Consider the following 21355-nt stretch of genomic DNA (forward strand, 5'->3'; position numbering starts at 1 on the left):
ACAAAAATAGACGAACATCTTCGAAACCGTATGAGAATAGTCATCTGGAAACAGTGGAAAACCAGTGAGAAAAGGATGTGGGGGTTAAAGAAACTTGGCGTACCCGAATGGATGGCAAGACAATCCGTAGGATTTGCAGACCATTATCAGGCGGTAGCAAAAACAGCCGGACTTCGCAAGATAACAAAAGAAATCCTCGCAAAGCGAGGACTCATTAGTTGTTTAGATTATTACATGAATTGAACCGCCGTATGCCGAACGGCACGTACGGTGGTGTGAGAGGGAGGAGAAAGTCCTCCCTACTCGATTTTCTTTTAAAGATTTTTTGATTAGGGGTCTCGATTAAAATAATTGATTAAAAAATAACAAGTGCTAATCTAGAAATGAATATTATAATTCATAAAAATAGACCAGACGGGATATGTCACTTTCAAAGTTAAATGTTCTTATCGTTGCTAATTGACATAGAATATTTGTCGAAAAATAACTTAATTTACAACAATATGCGAGTTTCTTTATTCAACACGATTTAGAAATAACGTGTGAGAATAAAATTAAAAGTTATAAGAACGATTTAATTATTTGAATTTTACGAAAAATGAAATAAATTGTTCCTGAAATTAAAAAAAATTAAATTTTATGTTAAATTCTAAATTATAGTACACTATTGACCATATATGTGTTATAATCTTTATGTGAACAGGAAAATGTTACCAAAGACTTTGTAAGGCAATATTTACCTGAATAACTATAGTATCTTAATAATTTTAAGGAGGCTTAAAAATGGCAAATGTATTTGAAATGGCACAGGCTCAGGTAAAGAACGCTTGTGATAAATTAGGAATGGAACCACAGGTTTACGAACTATTAAAAGAACCAAGAAGAGTTATCGAAGTTAACATACCAGTTAAAATGGATGATGGTTCTATAAAGGTATTCAAGGGATTCAGATCTCAGCATAATGACGCTGTAGGTCCAACAAAGGGAGGAATCAGATTCCATCCAAACGTATCTCTAGAAGAAGTAAAGGCACTTTCTATATGGATGACATTCAAGTGCTCAACTACAGGTATTCCTTACGGTGGTGGTAAGGGTGGTATCATAGTTGACCCATCTGAATTATCTGAAGGTGAATTAGAAAGATTATCAAGAGGATACATCGACGGTATCTACAAGTTAATCGGTGAAAAGGTTGACGTTCCAGCTCCAGACGTAAATACAAATGGTAAGATAATGTCATGGATGGTTGACGAATATAATAAATTAACAGGTGTTTCTGCTATAGGTACTTTAACTGGTAAGCCAGTTGAATTCGGTGGATCACTAGGAAGAAACGAAGCTACTGGATACGGTGTTGCTGTAACAATTAGAGAAGCTGCTAAGAAGATGGGTATAGACATTAAGCATGCAAATGTTGCTGTACAGGGATTCGGTAACGTTGGTGCTTTCACAGTTAAGAACATCCAGAAGTTAGGCGGAAAAGTTGTTGCTCTTGCTGAATGGTGTAAAGAAGTTGGACCATATGCTATATTTAAAGAAGATGGACTAGATTTCCAGGATATGTGGGATTACAGAGCTGAAAAGGGTAACCTAGTTGATTTCCCAGGTGCTAAGATGATATCTATGGATGAATTCTGGTCTTCTCAGGTAGACGTTGTTGTTCCAGCTGCTCTTGAAAATGCCATAACTGCAGAAGTTGCTGAAAAGATCCAGGCTAAGCTAGTTTGTGAGGCTGCTAATGGACCTACTACTCCAGAAGGTGACGAAGTTCTTAACAGAAAGGGAATAGTTCTTACTCCAGACATCTTAACAAATGCTGGTGGTGTTACTGTTTCTTATTTCGAATGGGTACAGAACCTATACGGATACTACTGGTCAGAAGCTGAAGTAGAACAGAAGGAAGACGAAGCTATGGTTAAGGCTTTCGAAGCTCTATGGGCTATAAAGGAAGAATATGGCGTAACAATGAGAGAGTCAGCTTACATGAACTCTGTAAAGAAAGTTGCTACAGCTATGAAGCTTAGAGGTTGGTACTAAGATAAAAAATATAAATATTTCAAAATACATAAAAAGGGCTTATTAATATAAGAGCCATTAAGCAAAATTAATATATACAACTTAATAAAAAAGCTGCCGAATTTTCGGCAGCTTTTATTTTTTTAAAAATATTACAAAGAATCATTTAAAGTCACAAAGAATCATTTAAAGTCACAAAGAATCATTTAAAGTCACAAAGAATCATTTAAAGTCACAAAGAATCATTTAAAGTCACAAACAATCAATAATAATGGATAATAAGTATTAATACATGGTTCAAATAATAGATATCTTATTGACAATGGAGACAATTTGAATTATAATTTTAATATGGTCATTATAATTATATGAAAATTGATATTAATTTAGTATTATAATTAAGAACACCAGAAATTATTAATAAGAATCGACTGAGAATGACAATTTACTATGTTATATAAACATATTATACAGGGGGGGTATCTAATGAATCTATCTATTGCTCCAATAGGGGTATTGATGAAAATTAAAAAAGTTAAAATAAGTGGTGACCAGAAAAAGCTTCTTGCTAATATGGGCTTTGTGGAAGATGCAAGCGTTACTGTAATTTCAGAAAATCAGGGTAACCTAATAGTTAATGTAAAAGATAGTAGGGTTGGTATAGGTCAAGATATAGCTAGGAAGATAATGGTTGTGCCAGCCTAGTGTTTTTTTAGTGTGTAATTTATCATATAAACTCACACATCTTGATAAAGTTACATATCTTGAGAGTTAATAATATGGGCAACTGTATTATTTTATTCATTTATTGAGATTAATTATTATTAGTAAGGATATCTGCTAAGCGATAATTATAAAAATATATTAAGTTTTTAGGAGGAGAGAGTATGGCTACTTTAAGAGAAGCAAGTGTTGGATGCTACTATGTTGTCAAAAAGATACATGGTGCAGGCCCGCTTAAGAGAAGAATAATGGATATGGGGATTACAAAGAATTCCGAACTTTATATCAGGAAGGTTGCACCACTGGGTGATCCTGTTCAGATTTCTTTGAGGGGTTATGAACTTAGTCTTAGAAAAGAAGATGCTGAGTGCGTCGAAATAGATCTTATTCAAAAGTAGAATATGTCTATTAGTTTTATTGGCTTATAGAATTTGTTGGTCCATAGCATTTTTGTAATCAGTCAATGAAAAAAGCATATCAAATGCTTATTGTAAGTTTATGCAAAAATTCATATATTTTAAAAAGGGAATTATACATACGAGCAAGGATAAGCTAATATAAATTGCTTGTTATATATTATAGCTTGTTTAGTAGTGTATAAAATATTGTTATTGGGAATCATATTAATTAAAGAAAGGGGAGCATTATGAGCATTACAATAGCTTTAGCTGGTAATCCAAACAGCGGAAAGTCTACATTATTTAACGCCCTTACAGGTTCAAACCAGTATGTTGGTAACTGGCCAGGCGTTACAGTAGAGAAGAAGACAGGGGTATACAAGAAGGATAAGGAAGTAAATATCACCGACTTACCTGGTATTTATTCACTTTCACCATATACATTGGAGGAAGTTGTAAGTAGAGAGTACTTACTAAAAGAAAAACCAGATGTAATAGTAAACGTGGTCGATGCTTCTAATATAGAAAGAAACTTGTATCTATCAACACAGCTATCAGAAATAGGTATACCTATGATACTTGCATTGAATATGATGGATATAGTAGAGAAGAACAATGACTCAATAGACATAGTCAAGCTAAGTCAGAGCTTGGACTGTCCGGTTGTTGAGATATCAGCCCTAAAGGGTAAAAACATAGATAAGGTAATAGAACTATCTATCAAGAGGGCCAAAGATCCACACAAACATATCAATGTTTTTGATGGTGATCTTGAAGATATGTTGGTTGATATAGAAAAGAGAGTAGCTTCAATATCCAACTCAGAGTTTAAGAGATGGTATTCAGTAAAATTGTTTGAAGGAGATGACAAGGCTACTCGCAATTTGAACCTTAGCAAAATAGAGAGAAATGATGTAAATGAAATAATCGCAAAGGCTGAAGAAGAGTTTGATGATGATGGTGAGGGTATAATCACTGATGCCAGATATACTTACATATCTGAATTGGTTGCCCAAACAGTTAAAAAGGGAAGAAGTGGTCTAACAGCAAGTGATAAGGCCGATAGATGGCTTACAAATAGGTTTCTTGCCCTACCAATATTTGCGGTAATTATGTTCTTTATATATTGGGTATCAGTGAGAGTGGTAGGTGGCCCAGTTACTGACTGGGTAAATGATGTTTTCTTTGGAGAAATCATTGGTGGAAACATCCAGACAGCCATGGAGGGGGCAAATGTTGCTCCTTGGTTAATAAGTCTAGTAGTAAACGGTATAGTAGGCGGTGTAGGTGCTGTCCTTGGATTCTTGCCAATTATAGCAACTCTGTACGTATTTATGGCTATCCTAGAAGATGTAGGATATATGTCAAGAATAGCCTTTATTCTAGACAGGATATTTAGGAAGTTTGGTCTATCAGGTAAGTCATTTATACCTATCTTGATAGGTACAGGTTGCTCAGTACCAGGTGTCATGGCTACTAGAACTATAGAAAACGACAATGACAGAAGAATGACTATAATGGTTGCATCTTTCATGCCTTGTGGGGCCAAGACAGAGGTTATAGCCCTATTTTCAGCTTCAGTATTTGCCGGCCCTAAGGGATGGTGGTTTGCACCAGTGTGTTACTTTACAGGAATACTAGCAGTAATAGCATCAGGTCTAATGCTTAAGAAGACTAAGGCATTTGCAGGTGATCCAGCTCCCTTTGTAATGGAGTTGCCTGAATACCATATACCTACAGTATACAACGTCCTAAGAAGTGTTTGGGACAGGGTGAAGGCCTTTATAGTAAAGGCAGGTACTATAATTTTACTTGCTACAATTGTAATCTGGTTCTTACAGAATATATCTACTAGTTTTGAGTTTGTTGAATTCTCAAAGGACTCTAAGTCAATACTTGAGGCTATAGGTAGGGCAGTGGCACCTATATTTGCACCTCTTGGATTTGGTAATTGGGCATCAGCAATTGCTACAATAACAGGCCTAGTTGCCAAGGAAGTAGTTGTAGGTACATTTGGTGTAGTTGCAGGCCTTGCAGATGCAGGTCCTGATACAGCAGGTGTTATAGCATATGCTTCGTCAATATTCACAGGCGTGTCAGCACTTAGCTTTATGATATTCAACCAGCTATGCGTGCCTTGTTTTGCTGCCACAGGTGCAATAAGGGAAGAGATGAATTCTGCTAAGTGGACATGGGCAACAGTTGCTTACCAGTTAAGTTTTGCCTATGCAGTAGCCCTAATAGTAAACCAGTTTGGTTCAGTCTTGTTCCTAGGCAAGCCGGTTGGAGTGTGGACTGTGATAGCAGCTATATTACTAGTTGGTATGCTATATATGATGTTTAGAAAGAATAAGTATACAGGTGCAGTAGCCAAGAGTTCTGTAGATGAAAATGAAAAGGTTGCTTAGTCTTAGGTATAAGCATACAAATAAAATAAATAATTAGAAATTTACTCGGCCTAGTATGACCCATAATGTTAAAAGAAGATGCACAAAATCTATTGATATAAATTATCAATAACCTGCTTATTCTTTCCTAGGGTGGGTAAAAATAAAATATAAAAGCGGTGAAGGGAGGAACAATATGAATTTATCAACAGGAATAGTCCTTGCAATAGTTATTGTAGCAGCTGTTTTGGCCTTCAAGAAGGTCAAGTCTAAGGGTGCTTGTAATTGCGGTACAGGATGTGGAGGTTGTAAGGGTGACCCTTCAAAGAAAAATAATTAATTTTACAATCTAAAATAATAATCGATAGAGTGTCCATTTTATGGGCACTCTATTAATTTGCAAAAAAACTGATAACTATTGACAATTGGGCCTATAAGTGATATTCTTTTTACCAAGAGAAATATTTATGACAATATAAAAATCTTTTGACACTTTAATTGGGTCCTGTGAGGCCGAAAAGGAGGAAATGAATATGTTGGAGAACAGACATCTAGTTCAGCCAGACGATTTTACTGTAGAGGAGATTGATTCTATACTGGACTTGGGCATGAAGATTAAGAAGACTCCAGAAGACTATACAAGAGTGTGCGAAGGGAAACTATTAGCCACTCTTTTTTATGAGCCTTCAACTAGAACAAGACTAAGTTTTGAAGCAGCCATGAACAGATTAGGTGGAAGAATAATAGGGTTTTCTGATCCTAGCGCTTCTTCTGTTTCAAAGGGTGAGTCTCTAGAGGACACTATAACAATTGTAGGTAACTATGTTGACATTATAGCTATGAGACACTTTGAATCTGGTGCGGCAAATATAGCATCAAGAGCATCTAAAAAACCATTTATAAATGCAGGGGACGGCAAGAACCAGCACCCTACTCAGACCTTGACTGACCTTATCACAATTAAGGCCAACAGGGGGTCTCTAGATAATATGACAATTGGTATGTGTGGTGACTTAAAGTATGGACGTACAGTTCACTCACTAGCAAAGGCTATGTCTAGGTATACTGGTATAAAGTTTATATTTATAGCACCAAAAGAGCTTGAGATGCCAGACTATGTAAAAGAACAAATAAGCAATGTAGAGTATGAAGAAACCACTAGCCTAGAAGAAGCTATGTCTAAGTGTGACGTACTGTATATGACGAGGGTACAAAGAGAGAGATTTGACGATCCTCAGCAGTATGAAAGACTTAAGGATAGCTACATACTAGATACAGACAAGATGAGCCTAGCAAAGGACGACATGATGGTACTGCATCCACTTCCAAGGGTAAATGAGATATCTGTAGAAGTAGACGAGGATCCTAGAGCTAAATATTTTGAACAGGCAGAATATGGTATGTATGTAAGAATGGCTCTGATCATGAAATTATTGGGATGTAAGGTGGCTGACTAATGGAATATAGAGTATTAGAAAATGAGTACGTAGGCGAGGGAATGTACTACCTGAAAGTAGGTGGGGAATTTGAAGCCAAGATGGGGCAATTTTATATGCTCAGAGCTTGGGACAAGTTTCCGCTCCTATCAAGGCCTATAAGTATATATAGAATAGAAGAAGACGGTATTAGCTTCTTATACAAGCTAGTAGGAGCTGGTACTAACATCATATCCAACCTAAAAAAGGGAGACCCTATAAAGATGGAAGGCCCTTATGGTAATGGATTTGAGAAGGTAGAGGGAAAAGTTGCCCTAGTAGGTGGGGGAATAGGAATAGCTCCACTATATATGGTGGGAGAAAACATAGAAAACTGTGATGCCTATCTTGGTTTTAGGGAAAGACCAATACTTGAAGAAGAGTTTGGAAAAGTGACAAGCAATGTCTACACAACGAGTGGTGATACACTTATTACGGATATATTGAATGTAGAGAAGTATGACTATATACTAGCTTGCGGACCTACTCCAATGCTTAAAAAGCTACTTGAAATGACTGAAGGGACAAAGACTAGGATACAGGTATCCCTAGAAAACCACATGGCTTGTGGTGTTGGGGCCTGTCTAGTGTGTACATGCAAGACTCATTCAGGCAACAAGAAGACTTGTAAGGATGGTCCGGTATTCTGGGGAGAGGATGTGATCTTATAATGGCAGATTTGAGAGTGAACCTATGTGGTAAAGAATTGAAAAATCCTATTATAATGGCCTCAGGAACATTTGGATTTGGTAGAGAATACAACGAAATATATGATATATCAGTCTTGGGAGGAGTATCTTCAAAGGGACTTACTCTTGAGGCTAGACCTGGTAACGAAGGTATGAGGGTCCATGAGACGCCATCTGGTATGATGAACAGTGTAGGGCTAGAAAATCCGGGAGTTGAAGGTTTTATAGAGAAAGAACTTGATAATTTTTCAAAGCTTGACCTTTGTAGGATAGTAAACCTTGGTGGTGGCTGCCTTGAGGACTATGTCAAGGGTGCAGAACTCCTTGAAGGAAAAAACTTTGATATGATAGAGCTGAATATATCATGCCCTAATGTAAAGCATGGGGGTATGGCATATGGTATCAAGTCAGAGGTAGCTAGAGAGGTAGTCAGAGCTGTCAAGAAGGCTACTACAAAGCCTCTTATGGTCAAGTTGTCTCCTAATGCAGAGGACATAGTAGCCATGGCAATTGCCTGCCAAGAAGAGGGAGCAGACGCTATCTCGCTTGTAAATACTTTTAAGGCTATGGCAATAGATATAAGAAATAAAAAGCCAGTATTTAATAATGTTACTGCGGGTCTATCTGGACCAGCTATCAAGCCTATAGCACTTAGGATGGTCTATGAGGTAGCCAAGGCGGTTACTATACCAGTAGTTGGTATGGGTGGAATCATGGATGCTAATGACGTGATAGAGTTTATCATGGCAGGAGCTACATGTGTGCAGGTTGGTACAGCCAACTTTGTAAACCCGAGGATAGGACAGGATATAATCAGAGACCTAAATAAGTATATGGACGAAAATAATATCGCAAGCCTTGACCAGATCAGGGGCATAATATAAGTAAAATATTAATGGAACTTAGGCCTGATAGACATATAATGGTTGGAAATTGTAGTCTATTCAGAATAGTAAGAGCTTAAGTTGAAAAATAATTTGTATAAGTTAAATGGAGAGGAATTAAACAATGTCAAATATAGATGTAATAGAAATACTAAAAGAATGCAATGCACTACTAGAAGGACACTTTTTACTATCATCAGGAAAGCACTCAAACAGATATGTACAGTGTGCCAAGGTCCTAAGATACCCAGACCAGGCAGCCAAGGTGCTTAGCCTAGTTGTAGACAAGATAAAGGACCTAGATATAGACCTAGTAGTAGGACCAGCTATGGGTGGTGTAGTAGTATCTTATGAATTAGGTAGACAGCTAGGAAAAGAAGCTGTATTCACTGAGAGAAAAGACAATGTGATGGAGCTTAGAAGAGGCTTTGAAGTAAAGCCAGGAGCTAAAATCATAATAGCAGAGGACGTTGTAACTACAGGTAAGTCTACAAAGGAAACTAAGAAAGTCTTAGAAGACCTTGGTGGAGAAGTTATAGGCGTTGCTTGTATAGCCAACAGAACAAAGGAAGATATAGGAATGCCTATATATTCAGCTATTGACCTAGATATACAGGTATATGAATCAGATGCATGCCCACTATGTGAGGAAGGCAAGATAGACCTTGTAAAGCCTGGAAGTAGAGAATTTAAAAACAATAAGTAATAAATTTTGGCCTCTTTGGGATAAGTTTCTCGAGAGGCTTTTAATTTTCCGACTTTTTATATAGTAATTATTTTCAGGGTATGGTAAACTTATATTGATATTATTTATTTTATAATACGCAAACTATAACTAAAATGTGTATTCTTAAGTACATATTTAAATTGTTGATTGAGAGGTGTATAAATGTCTCGTTTTAAAAAGATATTATTCGTTGTATATTCGCTTTATATCGTAGGTCTGATGGGACTTATGTATTTGGCCTTGACGCCGGGAAATGCCATGAGTTCGACTATAGACTCATTTAATTTCAGGGGATACCTGCCATACTTGGTGGGACTTGCCGTATTCATCGTAATTTTAAGGATGGTCCTTGTGGTATTCCAAAAATCAGACCAGTCCTACTTGTCATTGACTGACAATGATGGGACTATTAGATTATCTGATAGGTCAATAGAAAACACAGTCCTATTTTCTTTGAAGGACTATGATTACATCAAGGAAAAATCTGTAAAGGTCAGCATAAAAAAGCCTTCAGCAGACCATATAAACTTAGCTATTTTTGCCAAGTGTGGATTTGATGAAGATATATATTCTATAGTAGATGAGGAGGGGCTAGACGGCCTATTTAAGTCAGTCCAGGAGGATGTCCATGCTAGTCTAGAGCAACTCTTAGGATTTAGAATAGAGAAATTAGATATGAAGTTTTATCATATAGATAAGAAGGATATAAGTGACAAGAAGGACAAGGCAGCTACAAAGAAAACATACAAGAAAAAAATCAGTAGGGTTAAATAGGAGGTGACTAAGGTGGCGGATGAAAAATACCATATAGAAGATTTTGACGACGTGGATATAGTCATTTCTAAAGGCAGTAAGTCGGCTAAAAAGGATGAGGCGGACAAGCTAGTAAAGGCTCAGCCCAAGATAATATATGAATCTTCGGATGACTACTCAGTTTATGACGAGGATGTTTACGATGACTACTCAGTTTATGACGAGGATGTTTACGATGACTACTACAAGGATATATATGATGATATATACGAGGAAGCTAAATCCAAAAAATCTAAGCAGAAAAAATCCAAAAAGATATATGTTGAAGAAAAAGATCCATTTAAAAGACCGGATAGTCAGTGGGACAGGATGGTAAAAGAAACAGGAGATTATATAGTGAGGACTTCTTATAGAAAGCCCAATACCTTTAAGGCAACCTTGGTAGGATTATTGATAGGAATTATGATACTTATATTAGGCTTTGCTAAGACCCTACTTATAAGTCTTATAGTATTTGTTGCAAATATAATAGGTCAATTACTAGATGACAATCCAAGAGTTTGGAATGTTTTGGATTTTTTGATCAGGAAGTTCAAGTAGTATTGGAGAAATTTGAAAACTAGATTTGAAATTTAGATTTTAAAACTCGGTTTAATAACTTGTTTTAGTAACTTGAAAGGAGAATTGTTATGGCAAATGATATTCAGAAGGATTTTAACAATGAGGAGCTAGAGCACAGAAGTGTTCTAACATTCGGTGAACAGGTAATAGAAAAGATAGTTGCAGCTGCTCTTGATGGAGTTGACGGTGTAGCTGTTGTAAGAAGTGGCGGAGGTGCCTTTGGTGGAAGAATTGGGAAGGCTACCGATGGTATAAACGTAGAAGTTGGAGAAAAGGAAGTGGCAGTTGACCTAAGACTGGTACTAGAATTCGGAAAAAATGCAAAGGAAATATACACTAACCTAAAGGCTACAATAGAAGATCAGGTGATGAGCATGACTGGACTAAAGGTTGTAGAGGTAAACGCTAGGGTAGAAGATGTCTTAAATAGCGAAGAATTTAGGGCTAGAATAGAGGGATAGTTTTTGGGCAGTTGTACAGGTGTATGGCTGCCTTTTAAAAATATGCCAGAATTTAAGTGATGAGGAAAGAGTATGATATACAAGAATATTGAGATTGAAGAAATAGAAAATGGAATAAAGATAATAGGCCAAAATAATTTTGAGCCTAGTCATATATTCGACTGTGGTCAGTGTTTTAGGTGGATTAAGGAAGATGACGGGTCATATACAGGTGTGGCTATGGGCAAAATCCTAAATGTATCTAAAAGAGATGGGGATATAATTCTTCTTAATACCAATCTAGATGACTTTGAAAACATATGGTATGACTACTTCGACCTAGGAAGAGACTACGGTCAAATGATAGACAAGTTAAAGGTACATGATGACAATCTCCTAAAGGCGACTGAGTTCGGTCATGGAATCAGACTCCTACAGCAGGATGGTTGGGAGATGCTTATATCCTTTATAATATCATCAAATAACAGGATACCTATGATACAGAGGGCCATAAACAACATATCTGAGAACTATGGTGACTGCCTAGGACAATACAAGGGCAAGATCTACTACAGTTTTCCGAGTCCAGCCCAGCTATCCAAGGCCAGTGTTGAAGACCTTAGGAATTTAAAGCTTGGCTTTAGGGACAAGTATGTATATGAGACTACAAAGGCTGTGCTTGAATCAGGACTTGATATGGTAGACTTTATCAAGATGGAGGCTGATATATGCCACAAGGAATTGATGAAGTTTAAGGGTGTTGGTGCCAAGGTTGCAGATTGCATAGCCCTATTTGGTATGAGAAAGTACGATTCTTTCCCAGTAGATGTATGGGTGAAGAGGGTGATGCAGGAGTTTTATGGGGCAGAGGATATGAGCCTTGTAAAAATGAGGGCATATGGAAGAGACTTATTTGGTGAGGATGCTGGATTTGCCCAGCAGTATTTATTCTATTATGTAAGAGAGCTAGAAATAGGTAAGTAGGTGGTAAAATGTCTCTCGGGATTTTTTTAGTTCTTATAGGATTGTCCTATTTGGTAGGAATATTGATAGCTATGAATATACTCCTAGAAAATAGGGATCCATCCAAGACCCTATCTTGGATGATGATGTTTGTGTTATTTCCGGGTTTTGGAATAATACTCTATGTTATATCGGGAAGAAATATAAGAAAGCACAAGATATTTAAGGCACAAGAAAGAAACAAAAGGATAGATAGGAGACATATATTTAAGAGTTTTGAGGTTGCAAAAAATATAGTTGCAAGTCAAAAGCTGAGATTGGACAGGGGTGAGCTATTTAATGATGGACCAAGTCCAGACAAGGAAAGGGTTGTAAGGCTCCTTTTGAATCTGGGCAAGTTCCCATTTACCAGCAACAACAAGGTTATCTACTACAAGGATGGTAGAGAAAAATTCTATAGTTTAATAGAGGATATGAAGTCGGCCAAGGACCATATCCATCTAGAGTATTTTATTATAAAAGATTCTAAGATAGGCAGGCAGATAAAGGATGTCTTGATCAAAAAGGCCAGTGAGGGTGTAAGGGTCAGGGTCCTTTATGATGATTTGGCTTGTTGGAGGTTTAAGGTCCACAGAGACTTTCTAAGAGAGCTCAGGCAGGCTGGTGTAGCGTGTGCAGCCTTCTTGCCGACCAAGCTACCCCTAATAGGAGGCCAGCTCAACTACAGGAACCATAGAAAGATAGCCGTTATAGATGGTCAAATAGGCTATACAGGAGGCCTGAATATAGGGGACGAGTACGTGAGTCTTGAAGACAGGTTTGGCTATTGGAGGGATTCACACCTGAGGATTGACGGTGTAGCAACCTATATGCTTCAGATGATATTCTTGATGGACTGGTACCTTACGACTGGAGAGATATTGACAGATGACAAGTACACACCAAAGATAGACTATAGGGGTAATACCCAGATGCAGATAGTTGGTACAGGACCGGATAGTAAGTGGGAGGACATACATTATGCTTTTTTCTCTGCCATAACCCAGGCTAAAAAGTGTGTGTATATAGAGACACCGTATTTTATACCTGATGAAAGCCTTTTAAAGGCCATCAAGACTGCAGCCCTATCAGGAGTTGATGTGAGGATTATTTTTCCTAAGAAAATCGACCACTATATAGTCAACATAGCTTCGTATTCGTATTTTGAAGAAGTATTGAGGGCTGGTGGTAGGGTCTTTCTATATGAAAAAGGATTCTTGCACGCAAAGGTGGTCATAGTAGATGATGAGATAGCCTCAATAGGCTCATCCAATATAGATTTGAGGAGCTTTATGCTCAATTTCGAGGTCAATGCCTTTATATACGACCCCAAGACTGTAGACATAATTAAAGAACAGTTCTATGATGACCAGGACGATTCTGAGGAGTTGGATCTTGAGAATTTTAGAACTAGACACGTTGCGGTCAGACTGTTAGAGTCGGTTGCGAGGTTGTTCTCACCCCTACTTTAGTTTAGAAAAAATTAAGATAAGAGTTATATACTATTAGCAATTAAACAAGAAGAGTGCTAAAAAGGGAGGTAAGGTAAAATGAAAATAAAGCCACTAGGTGATAGACTTGTATTGAAGAAGGTAGAAGCAGAAGAAAAAACATCAAGCGGGATAATACTTACAGGAGCTGCCAAGGAAGTTCCTCAGTTTGCAGAAGTTGTAGCTGTAGGTTCTGGCATAGTTGATGGAAAAGAAGTAAAGATGGAAGTTGAAGTAGGTGACAGGGTTATCTACAACAAGTATGCTGGTACTGACGTCAAGATAGAGGGCGAAGAATTTATAGTACTAAAGCAGGAAGAGATAGTTGGAGTATTGGTAGACTAAATAATATAAGGAGGTTATTATGGCTAAAGAGATAAAATTTTCAAAAGATGCTAGGGCTAGCCTAGAAAATGGTGTAAACAAGCTAGCAGATACTGTAAAGGTTACACTAGGACCTAAGGGAAGAAATGTAATACTAGACAAAAAGTTCGGTGCACCACTTATAACAAACGACGGTGTGACTATAGCCAAGGAAATAGAGCTTGAAGACAAGTTTGAGAACATGGGAGCTCAGCTTGTAAAGGAAGTTGCAACAAAGACTAATGATGTAGCAGGAGACGGTACAACAACAGCTACAGTACTTGCCCAGGCCATAATCAGAGAAGGACTAAAGAATGTTACAGCTGGATCAAATCCAATCCTTCTTAGAAGGGGTATCCAGAAGGCTGTCGATGTTGCAGTTGGAGAACTAAAGGAGAACTCTAAGGAGATAAACACAGAAGAGAAGATAGCCCAGGTTGGTGCTATATCAGCTGGAGATGAAGAGGTTGGTAAGCTTATAGCCAAGGCCATGAATATAGTTGGTAAGGACGGGGTTATCACTATAGAAGAATCTAAGTCTATGGTTACAGAGTTAGATGCAGTAGAAGGTATGCAGTTTGATAGGGGATTTGTATCTGCCTACATGGTAAGCGATGTAGAAAAGATGGAGGCAGTCCTAGACAACCCATACATACTTATAACTGATAAGAAGATAACAAATATCCAGGAAATCCTACCACTACTTGAAGAGTTGGTTCAGGCAGGTGGCAAGCTACTTATAATAGCAGAAGACCTAGAGGGAGAAGCCCTATCAACATTGGTAGTAAACAAGCTAAGAGGAACATTCGATGTTGTTGCTGTCAAGGCGCCAGCATTTGGAGATAGAAGAAAAGATATGCTACAGGACCTTGCAATCCTAACTGGAGGTAGGTATGTGTCTACAGAATTAGGCTTTGACCTAAAGGAAATAGACCTATCTATGCTAGGTAGGGCTCAGACAGTAAAGGTAAACAAGGAGACAACTACTATAGTTGCAGGAGAAGGTAGCAAACTAGAAATCAACAATAGGATTGGCCAGATAAGAAGACAGATAGAAGAGACTACATCAGACTTTGATAGGGAAAAACTAATGGAAAGACTTGCCAAGTTGTCAGGTGGGGTAGCAGTTGTCAAGGTTGGAGCTACTACAGAAGTAGAGATGAAGGAAAGAAAGCTTAGAATAGAGGATGCCCTAAACGCTACAAAGGCGGCTGTACAGGAAGGTATAGTAGCTGGTGGTGGTACAGCATTTGTAAGCATAATACCAGCAGTAGACAAGCTAGTAGATAGTCTTGATGGAGAAGAAAAGCTAGGAGCCAAGATTATAAGACGTGCCCTAGAAGAACCTCTAAGACAGATAGCTATCAATGCAGGACTAGAAGGTTCAGTAATCATACAGAACGTCATAAACTCTGATTTTGAGGTTGGATTTGACGCCCTAAATGAGGAGTATGTAGATATGATAGAGGCTGGTATAGTAGACCCAACTAAGGTATCTAGGTCAGCCCTTCAGAATGCAGCATCAATAGCAGGAGTATTCCTTACAACTGAGGCTGCTGTTGCAGACTTACCAGGAAACGATGATATGCCAGGACTACCAGGTGGAATGCCAGGTATGATGTAATTTTGCTTAAAATATTATCTGAATCAAGTTTAATGCCATAGATTTAGGATTTTAAAGCTGAATTAAAAAAATAATTTAATAAAAATGCAACTTGTTAAGGTAGAACTATAGAAAATAACTATATGCCTACCTTACATTCTTTTCAGCACCTCTTGCAAGTCCATCAATTAAACATATATTTAAGACATATAATAGAAAATCTGATATACTAGTGTAGTGAAAATAATTCAAAGGGGGTAATATTATGGAATTTCTAAACAAAACATGGAAGGGTATAGTGCTGAGTCTAATAATATCAGTACCGAGCTGGATATTGGGAAATATGTTCCCAGTCATAGGTGGACCTGTTATAGGTATACTCCTAGGTATGGTTATTACCATATTTATCAAGGAAAAGGGGCCATTTAAACAGGGTATTGGCTTTGTATCTAAGAAGGTTCTCCAGTATGCTGTAATACTTCTTGGTTTTGGACTAAACTTAAGTGTCATAATGGAAACAGGTAAACAGTCACTTCCTATTATTATTACAACGATAGCGACTTCCTTGATTGTTTCCTATCTAATGTGTAAGTTTATGAAGATACCAGAGAAGATATCTATACTTATAGGTGTAGGTTCATCAATATGTGGTGGTTCAGCAATAGCTGCAACAGCACCGGTAATAGATGCAGTGGATGAAGAAGTTGCCCAGGCTATTTCGGTAATTTTCTTGTTCAATGTAATAGCAGCAGTTGTATTTCCAACTCTTGGAACAGCGCTTGGATTTAGCCATGTTACAGGAGATGCATTTGGGATATTTGCAGGTACAGCTGTAAACGACACGTCATCTGTTACGGCAGCAGCATCAACTTGGGATGCTATAAATCACCTGGGAACACAGACACTTGATAAGGCTGTCACTGTTAAGCTTACGAGGACACTTGCTATTATACCTATAACTTTAGCCTTGGCTGTAAATAGGGCTAAAAAGGAAAACAGCAAGGAAAATTCCTTTAGTTTGAGCAGGGCATTGCCTAGATTTATTATATATTTTGTCCTAGCGAGTATAGTTACTACTATATGTATGTCAATGGGTGTGTCAAAAGAACTTTTCCTACCACTTAAGACACTTAGTAAATTCTTTATAGTCATGGCTATGACAGCGATAGGACTTAATACAGACATTATAAAACTTATAAAGACTGGTGGTAAACCAATAGTTTTAGGTTTTACTTGTTGGGTATCTATAACATGCGTATCACTAATAATGCAAAAATTATTGGGAATATGGTAGGCAAAGGCTTAGATAATAGAAAAAATAGTAGCTATTAAATTTTTAAAATTTATGTAAGTATTTTAAATTGCAGTCAAAACACCATTTGACCAAAATCTTAAAAAAAAATTAAGTACTAGTTAAGATTAAATTATGCTAAAAGGAATATGATTTGTTAGAAGGTGGGTAAAGAAGATGGATGGAAGATATAAATGGTCAGAGCTTGCTAAGGGATTTTCCCTTTTGAGCCAGATAGGCATCACGATGGTGGTGTGTATTTTAGGCTGTAGCTTGTTGGGGCTTTGGATTGATAAAAAAATTGGAACTAGGCCCATATTCACCCTGATATTCATTGTAATTGGGGTACTGAGTGCCTTTATGAATCTTCACAAAACCTTGAAGTCTTATATGAGAAAGGAGAGTGAATAACTTATTGGACAAACAGATAGCAAATGATCTAAAAAAGATAATGCAGGGTATTTTAATTTATGATATATTGGGTATTTTAGTACTAATAGTCATAATGAAGGCGACCCTTGCGACAATAGGGGGTTTACTCTTGGGAAGTTTGACTTCGATTGTAGCCCTAATTATGATTGCTAGAAATGTTATTGGACTAGTTGAAAGGGAAAAGGTAAAAGCTTCACTTACGGCTACTGCTGGTTATAGTGCTAGGCTTTTGATGTATGCAGCCGTGCTTATTTTTGCGGCCAAAACGCAATATGTCAATGTATTTACTACTTTTTTCGGTCTGATAAGTGTTAGCCTGGTGATCAAGGCGCAACAACTAATCCTAAGAAAGAGGGGTTAGAGAAAGGAGAAATACGATGTATCAAGCCAAATACATAATATATATTGGTAACTTTAAGATAAGTGAGACAATAGTGACTCAGTGGCTGATTATGCTATTTTTGATCGTTATGTCGTTGATTCTGACTAGAAACCTAAAGCCAGTCCCAGAAACCAAGAGACAGCATTTTCTTGAATGGGCTGTAGGAAACCTTAGAAGTTTCGTTACTGGTGTCATGGGTGAAAGATTCATATCTAGGGTGCCAAATATGGTTTCATATATAGGTACTATACTATTATTCTTTGCATTGTCAGATATCGTAACCTTATTGGGACTCAGGTCACCAACTACAGATCTAGACACGACTGCAGCTTGGGCTTTGATGACAGTTGCTCTTATATATATTATGGGAGTTAAATTTAAGGGGCCTTCTTACTTCAAAGAGTTTATAGAGCCAACGCCATTGTTGTTGCCACTAAACGTTATTGGAGAATTAGCAAGACCCATATCCTTGGCATTCCGTCCATTCGGTAATATATTAGGTGGTTCAATTATCATGCTATTATTATACCAGTTATTGGGCTATGTCTCAGGATTGATACCAAACTTGTCAATACCGATTGGCCAGTTTGCAATACCAGTTCCACTACATATGTATTTTGATATATTTGCTGGTCTATTACAGGCATTTATATTCTCAATGCTGACTATGGTATTTGTAAGTAGTGCAACTGAAGATTAAAGATGAAATTAAAAGATTATTAGGTAAACAGACTAAAAATTAGGGTCTGAGTTAATTGTGCCACATACAATAAATTTAAATCGTGTGGTTATATTCAAAAATAAGGAGGAAACAAAAATGTTAGAAGGATTAGGATTAGGTATAGCGATAGCAGGTTCATCAATAGGTGCTGGTATAGCAGTATTGACAGGTGTAGGTGCCGGAGTTGGTCAGGGTGTTGCAGCAGCTAAGGCAGCTGAAGCAGTAGGTAACCAGCCAGAAGCAAAGAGTGACATCATATCAACAATGATACTTGGACAGGCCGTAACAGAGTCTTCTGCTATATATGGTCTAGTTATAGCTATCATATTAATATTTGTAAACCCTTGGATCAAGCTTTAATATAATCTAGAGTTTCCAGATTAAATTAGAGGAGGGTGAAAAATGCAGTTCAAACCGTTAGTAAGTTTGAGCTATGAGTTTTTCTTCACGATAGCCAATACTATCATCCTATTTTTTGTTCTAAAGCGTCTACTATTCAAGCCTGTATTAAAGGTTATTGATGATAGGGACCAGGAGATCAAGAAAAAGATTGATGATGGTAACAAGGCACTTGAAGAAGGACTAGAGTTCAAAGAAGAATACGAAGAAAAACTTGATCAGATAAAGAATCAAGGTCAAGAAATACTTGAAAAGTCTAAGAAGAGGGCTGATGAGAGAGCTGAAAAGATAATACTTGAAGCTAGAAATGAAGCATCAGCTATCAAGCAAAAGGCTAGTCTTGACATAGAGAAAGAAAGACAGCAGGCATACGAAGATGTCAAGGGTGATATATCTGAGATTGCTATTTTGGCAGCATCTAAGGTTATAGAAAAGGATATAGATACCGACAAGCATAAGGAATTAATAGACGAATTTATTAAAGAAGTAGGAGATGTCAGATAATGATAAATCAGGTTGCAAAGAGATATGCCGAGGCCTTATTCGATTTAGCAGACGAGCAGAATATTGTATCTGATATGTACTCTGAAATTGCAGACCTAAACAAGGTTATAAAAGAAAATGATAACTTGTATGACGTATTGAGGTCTCCTTTTGTAAAGCCTGAAGAAAAGAAAAATCTTGTTGATGGACTTTTCAAGGGCAAGGTCTCAGATTACAGTGTAAACTTCTTAAAGGTCTTAATAGACAACCAGAGAGTTACTGAACTAGATGGTGTTGTCATGGCCTATAAGGGTCTTTTCAATGAAAAAAACAATGTAGCTGAGGGTACTGTTACTACAGTGGTTGCCTTGGAGCCAGAGAAGATTTCAGAGTTGGAGCAGAAGCTGTCTGCTATTTATAATAAGAGTGTAAAATTAGAAAATATAATTGATGAGGACATCCTTGGTGGTGTACTTGTAAGAATAGGTAATGAGGAGATAGATGGTTCAGTCAAGTCTAGACTAAGAGACTTGAAAAATAGTCTATCCAACCTAATATCATAGAAACGGTGGTGAATTCATGAACTTAAAACCAGAAGAAATAAGTTCAATAATTAAAAACCAGATAAAAAATTATGAAAATAAGATTAAACTAACTGATACAGGATCTGTCCTAAGTGTTGGAGACGGTATCGCTAGTGTTTATGGTTTAGAGAATGCCATGTCAGGTGAACTACTAGAATTTCCTGGAAACATATTCGGTATGGCATTGAACTTAGAAGAAGAGGTTGTCGGAGCCGTAATACTTGGTGATGACACAGATATAAAAGAGGGAGACATAGTAAAGAGGACAGGTAGAATAGTAGAAGTACCTGTTGGAGATGCTATGATAGGCCGTGTAGTCAATGCTCTTGGACAGGCTATAGACGGCAAGGGAGAAATAGCTGCTGATAAGACAAGACCAGTAGAGGCTCCAGCTCCTGGAATAATGGATAGAAAATCAGTATTTGAACCTTTACAGACAGGTATCAAGTCTATAGACTCAATGATACCAATCGGTAGAGGACAGAGAGAGCTAGTAATCGGTGATAGACAGACAGGTAAGACATCTATACTTGTAGATACTATCATCAACCAGAAGGACAAGGATGTAATCTGTATCTATGTTGCCATAGGTCAGAAGAGGTCTACAGTTGCCCAGCTAGTTTCTACTCTTGAAGAGCATGGTGCTATGGACTACACAATAGTAGTATCAGCTACAGCATCAGAATCAGCACCACTACAGTATCTTGCTCCATATGCAGGTGCTGCAATAGGTGAAGAATTTATGTACAATGGTAAGCACGTCCTAATAGTATATGATGACCTTTCTAAGCAGGCAGTTGCCTACAGAGAGATGTCTCTACTACTTAGGAGACCACCAGGCCGTGAAGCCTACCCAGGTGACGTATTCTACCTACATTCAAGACTACTAGAAAGAGCAGCCAAGCTATCTGATGAACTAGGTGGTGGATCAATGACAGCCCTACCAGTTATAGAGACTCAGGCAGGTGACGTTGCTGCATATATACCAACAAATGTTATATCAATCACTGACGGTCAGATATACCTACAGCCAGAGCTATTCTACTCAGGTATAAGACCAGCGGTTGACCCTGGTATATCAGTATCAAGAGTTGGTGGTTCAGCCCAGATCAAGTCAATGAAGAAGATAGCAGGTACTTTAAAGCTTGCTTACTCACAGTATAGAGAACTTGCTGCCTTTGCTCAGTTCGGTTCAGACCTAGACGAGGATACAAAGAGAAGACTTGCTCAGGGTCAGAGAATTGTTGAGGTCCTAAAGCAGGGAGAACACAAGCCAGTAACAGTAGAACACCAGGTTGTTATTATCTATGCTGTAATCAACAACTTACTTGCTGACATAGAATTAGATGAAATAGCAGAATTTGAAGAAGGTCTGTACAGCTTTATAGATGCTACACACCCAGAAATTCTTGAAAAGATCTTAAAGGCAGAAGACTTCAACGAAGAGCTAAAGAGAATAATTGAAGAATATAAGCTTAAGTTTAGAGCCTAG

25 protein-coding genes are annotated in these 21355 nt (G+C 37.6%); all 25 read left to right on the forward strand.

Going from position 1 to position 21355, the window contains the following annotated elements; translation table 11 throughout:
• A partial coding sequence (locus tag F823_RS0106875) for a hypothetical protein (RefSeq protein WP_019595523.1) occupies positions 1 to 243 on the forward strand: 243 nt, incomplete at its 5' end.
• 540 nt (positions 244 to 783) lie between these two features.
• Positions 784 to 2037: an NAD-specific glutamate dehydrogenase gene (gene gluD / locus F823_RS0106880; protein WP_002845193.1), complete on the forward strand. Its 1254-nt coding sequence runs from the start codon at positions 784 to 786 to the stop codon at positions 2035 to 2037.
• Positions 2038 to 2502: 465 nt separating this feature from the next.
• Positions 2503 to 2721 (forward strand): FeoA family protein, encoded by a 219-nt coding sequence (locus tag F823_RS0106885; protein ID WP_004167114.1) that lies wholly within the window; start codon positions 2503 to 2505, stop codon positions 2719 to 2721.
• A 182-nt stretch (positions 2722 to 2903) separates the two neighbouring features.
• Positions 2904 to 3137, forward strand: coding sequence for a FeoA family protein (locus F823_RS0106890; protein ID WP_002845191.1), 234 nt, complete (start codon positions 2904 to 2906; stop codon positions 3135 to 3137).
• A 248-nt stretch (positions 3138 to 3385) separates the two neighbouring features.
• The gene (gene feoB, locus F823_RS0106895) at positions 3386 to 5545 is read left to right on the forward strand and encodes a ferrous iron transport protein B (protein ID WP_004167129.1); all 2160 of its coding nucleotides are present in this window, start codon (positions 3386 to 3388) and stop codon (positions 5543 to 5545) included.
• Positions 5546 to 5720: 175 nt separating this feature from the next.
• Positions 5721 to 5864, forward strand: a complete 144-nt coding sequence (locus F823_RS10895) for a FeoB-associated Cys-rich membrane protein (protein ID WP_002845189.1) — start codon at positions 5721 to 5723, stop codon at positions 5862 to 5864.
• Between the two features lie 193 nt (positions 5865 to 6057).
• The gene (gene pyrB, locus F823_RS0106905) at positions 6058 to 6981 is read left to right on the forward strand and encodes an aspartate carbamoyltransferase (RefSeq protein WP_019595524.1); all 924 of its coding nucleotides are present in this window, start codon (positions 6058 to 6060) and stop codon (positions 6979 to 6981) included.
• Positions 6981 to 7670, forward strand: coding sequence for a dihydroorotate dehydrogenase electron transfer subunit (locus F823_RS0106910; protein WP_002845187.1), 690 nt, complete (start codon positions 6981 to 6983; stop codon positions 7668 to 7670). The genes pyrB and F823_RS0106910 overlap by 1 nt, the downstream gene beginning before the upstream one ends.
• Positions 7670 to 8572, forward strand: a complete 903-nt coding sequence (locus tag F823_RS0106915; protein ID WP_002845186.1) for a dihydroorotate dehydrogenase — start codon at positions 7670 to 7672, stop codon at positions 8570 to 8572. The genes F823_RS0106910 and F823_RS0106915 overlap by 1 nt, the downstream gene beginning before the upstream one ends.
• A gap of 124 nt (positions 8573 to 8696) precedes the next feature.
• The gene (pyrE, locus tag F823_RS0106920) at positions 8697 to 9278 is read left to right on the forward strand and encodes an orotate phosphoribosyltransferase (protein WP_002845184.1); all 582 of its coding nucleotides are present in this window, start codon (positions 8697 to 8699) and stop codon (positions 9276 to 9278) included.
• Positions 9279 to 9461: 183 nt separating this feature from the next.
• Positions 9462 to 10073 (forward strand): alkaline shock response membrane anchor protein AmaP, encoded by a 612-nt coding sequence (amaP, locus tag F823_RS0106925; protein WP_002845182.1) that lies wholly within the window; start codon positions 9462 to 9464, stop codon positions 10071 to 10073.
• A 12-nt stretch (positions 10074 to 10085) separates the two neighbouring features.
• Positions 10086 to 10652 carry a DUF2273 domain-containing protein gene (locus F823_RS0106930; RefSeq protein ID WP_019595525.1) on the forward strand — a complete coding sequence of 189 codons (567 nt, stop codon included), beginning with the start codon at positions 10086 to 10088 and terminating at the stop codon, positions 10650 to 10652.
• 89 nt (positions 10653 to 10741) lie between these two features.
• On the forward strand, positions 10742 to 11134 hold the full coding sequence (locus F823_RS0106935; RefSeq protein WP_002845180.1) for an Asp23/Gls24 family envelope stress response protein: 393 nt from the start codon (positions 10742 to 10744) through the stop codon (positions 11132 to 11134).
• A gap of 72 nt (positions 11135 to 11206) precedes the next feature.
• Complete coding sequence (locus tag F823_RS0106940; RefSeq protein ID WP_002845179.1) at positions 11207 to 12097, forward strand: DNA-3-methyladenine glycosylase family protein; 891 nt, start codon at positions 11207 to 11209, stop codon at positions 12095 to 12097.
• 8 nt (positions 12098 to 12105) lie between these two features.
• Positions 12106 to 13587 (forward strand): cardiolipin synthase, encoded by a 1482-nt coding sequence (cls, locus tag F823_RS0106945; protein ID WP_002845178.1) that lies wholly within the window; start codon positions 12106 to 12108, stop codon positions 13585 to 13587.
• Positions 13588 to 13665: 78 nt separating this feature from the next.
• Positions 13666 to 13950, forward strand: coding sequence for a co-chaperone GroES (locus tag F823_RS0106950; protein ID WP_002845177.1), 285 nt, complete (start codon positions 13666 to 13668; stop codon positions 13948 to 13950).
• A 19-nt stretch (positions 13951 to 13969) separates the two neighbouring features.
• Positions 13970 to 15592, forward strand: a complete 1623-nt coding sequence (gene groL, locus F823_RS0106955) for a chaperonin GroEL (protein WP_002845176.1) — start codon at positions 13970 to 13972, stop codon at positions 15590 to 15592.
• 244 nt (positions 15593 to 15836) lie between these two features.
• The gene (locus F823_RS0106960) at positions 15837 to 16865 is read left to right on the forward strand and encodes a YeiH family protein (RefSeq protein ID WP_002845175.1); all 1029 of its coding nucleotides are present in this window, start codon (positions 15837 to 15839) and stop codon (positions 16863 to 16865) included.
• A 174-nt stretch (positions 16866 to 17039) separates the two neighbouring features.
• Entirely contained in the window at positions 17040 to 17273 is a 234-nt protein-coding gene (locus F823_RS0106965) for an AtpZ/AtpI family protein (RefSeq protein ID WP_002845174.1), read from the forward strand.
• Entirely contained in the window at positions 17266 to 17655 is a 390-nt protein-coding gene (locus tag F823_RS0106970) for an ATP synthase subunit I (RefSeq protein WP_036745879.1), read from the forward strand. Before F823_RS0106965 ends, F823_RS0106970 begins: the two co-directional genes overlap by 8 nt.
• Before the next feature lie 16 nt (positions 17656 to 17671).
• Positions 17672 to 18376 carry a F0F1 ATP synthase subunit A gene (locus tag F823_RS0106975; RefSeq protein WP_002845172.1) on the forward strand — a complete coding sequence of 235 codons (705 nt, stop codon included), beginning with the start codon at positions 17672 to 17674 and terminating at the stop codon, positions 18374 to 18376.
• A gap of 117 nt (positions 18377 to 18493) precedes the next feature.
• The gene (gene atpE, locus F823_RS0106980) at positions 18494 to 18757 is read left to right on the forward strand and encodes an ATP synthase F0 subunit C (RefSeq protein WP_004167126.1); all 264 of its coding nucleotides are present in this window, start codon (positions 18494 to 18496) and stop codon (positions 18755 to 18757) included.
• A 42-nt stretch (positions 18758 to 18799) separates the two neighbouring features.
• Positions 18800 to 19300 (forward strand): F0F1 ATP synthase subunit B, encoded by a 501-nt coding sequence (gene atpF / locus F823_RS0106985; protein WP_004167096.1) that lies wholly within the window; start codon positions 18800 to 18802, stop codon positions 19298 to 19300.
• Entirely contained in the window at positions 19300 to 19842 is a 543-nt protein-coding gene (locus F823_RS0106990; protein ID WP_002845168.1) for a F0F1 ATP synthase subunit delta, read from the forward strand. The genes atpF and F823_RS0106990 overlap by 1 nt, the downstream gene beginning before the upstream one ends.
• A gap of 16 nt (positions 19843 to 19858) precedes the next feature.
• Positions 19859 to 21355 (forward strand): F0F1 ATP synthase subunit alpha, encoded by a 1497-nt coding sequence (gene atpA, locus F823_RS0106995; protein WP_002845166.1) that lies wholly within the window; start codon positions 19859 to 19861, stop codon positions 21353 to 21355.

Source organism: Peptostreptococcus anaerobius VPI 4330 = DSM 2949 (assembly GCF_000381525.1).
GTDB classification, from domain to species: Bacteria; Bacillota; Clostridia; order Peptostreptococcales; family Peptostreptococcaceae; genus Peptostreptococcus; species Peptostreptococcus anaerobius.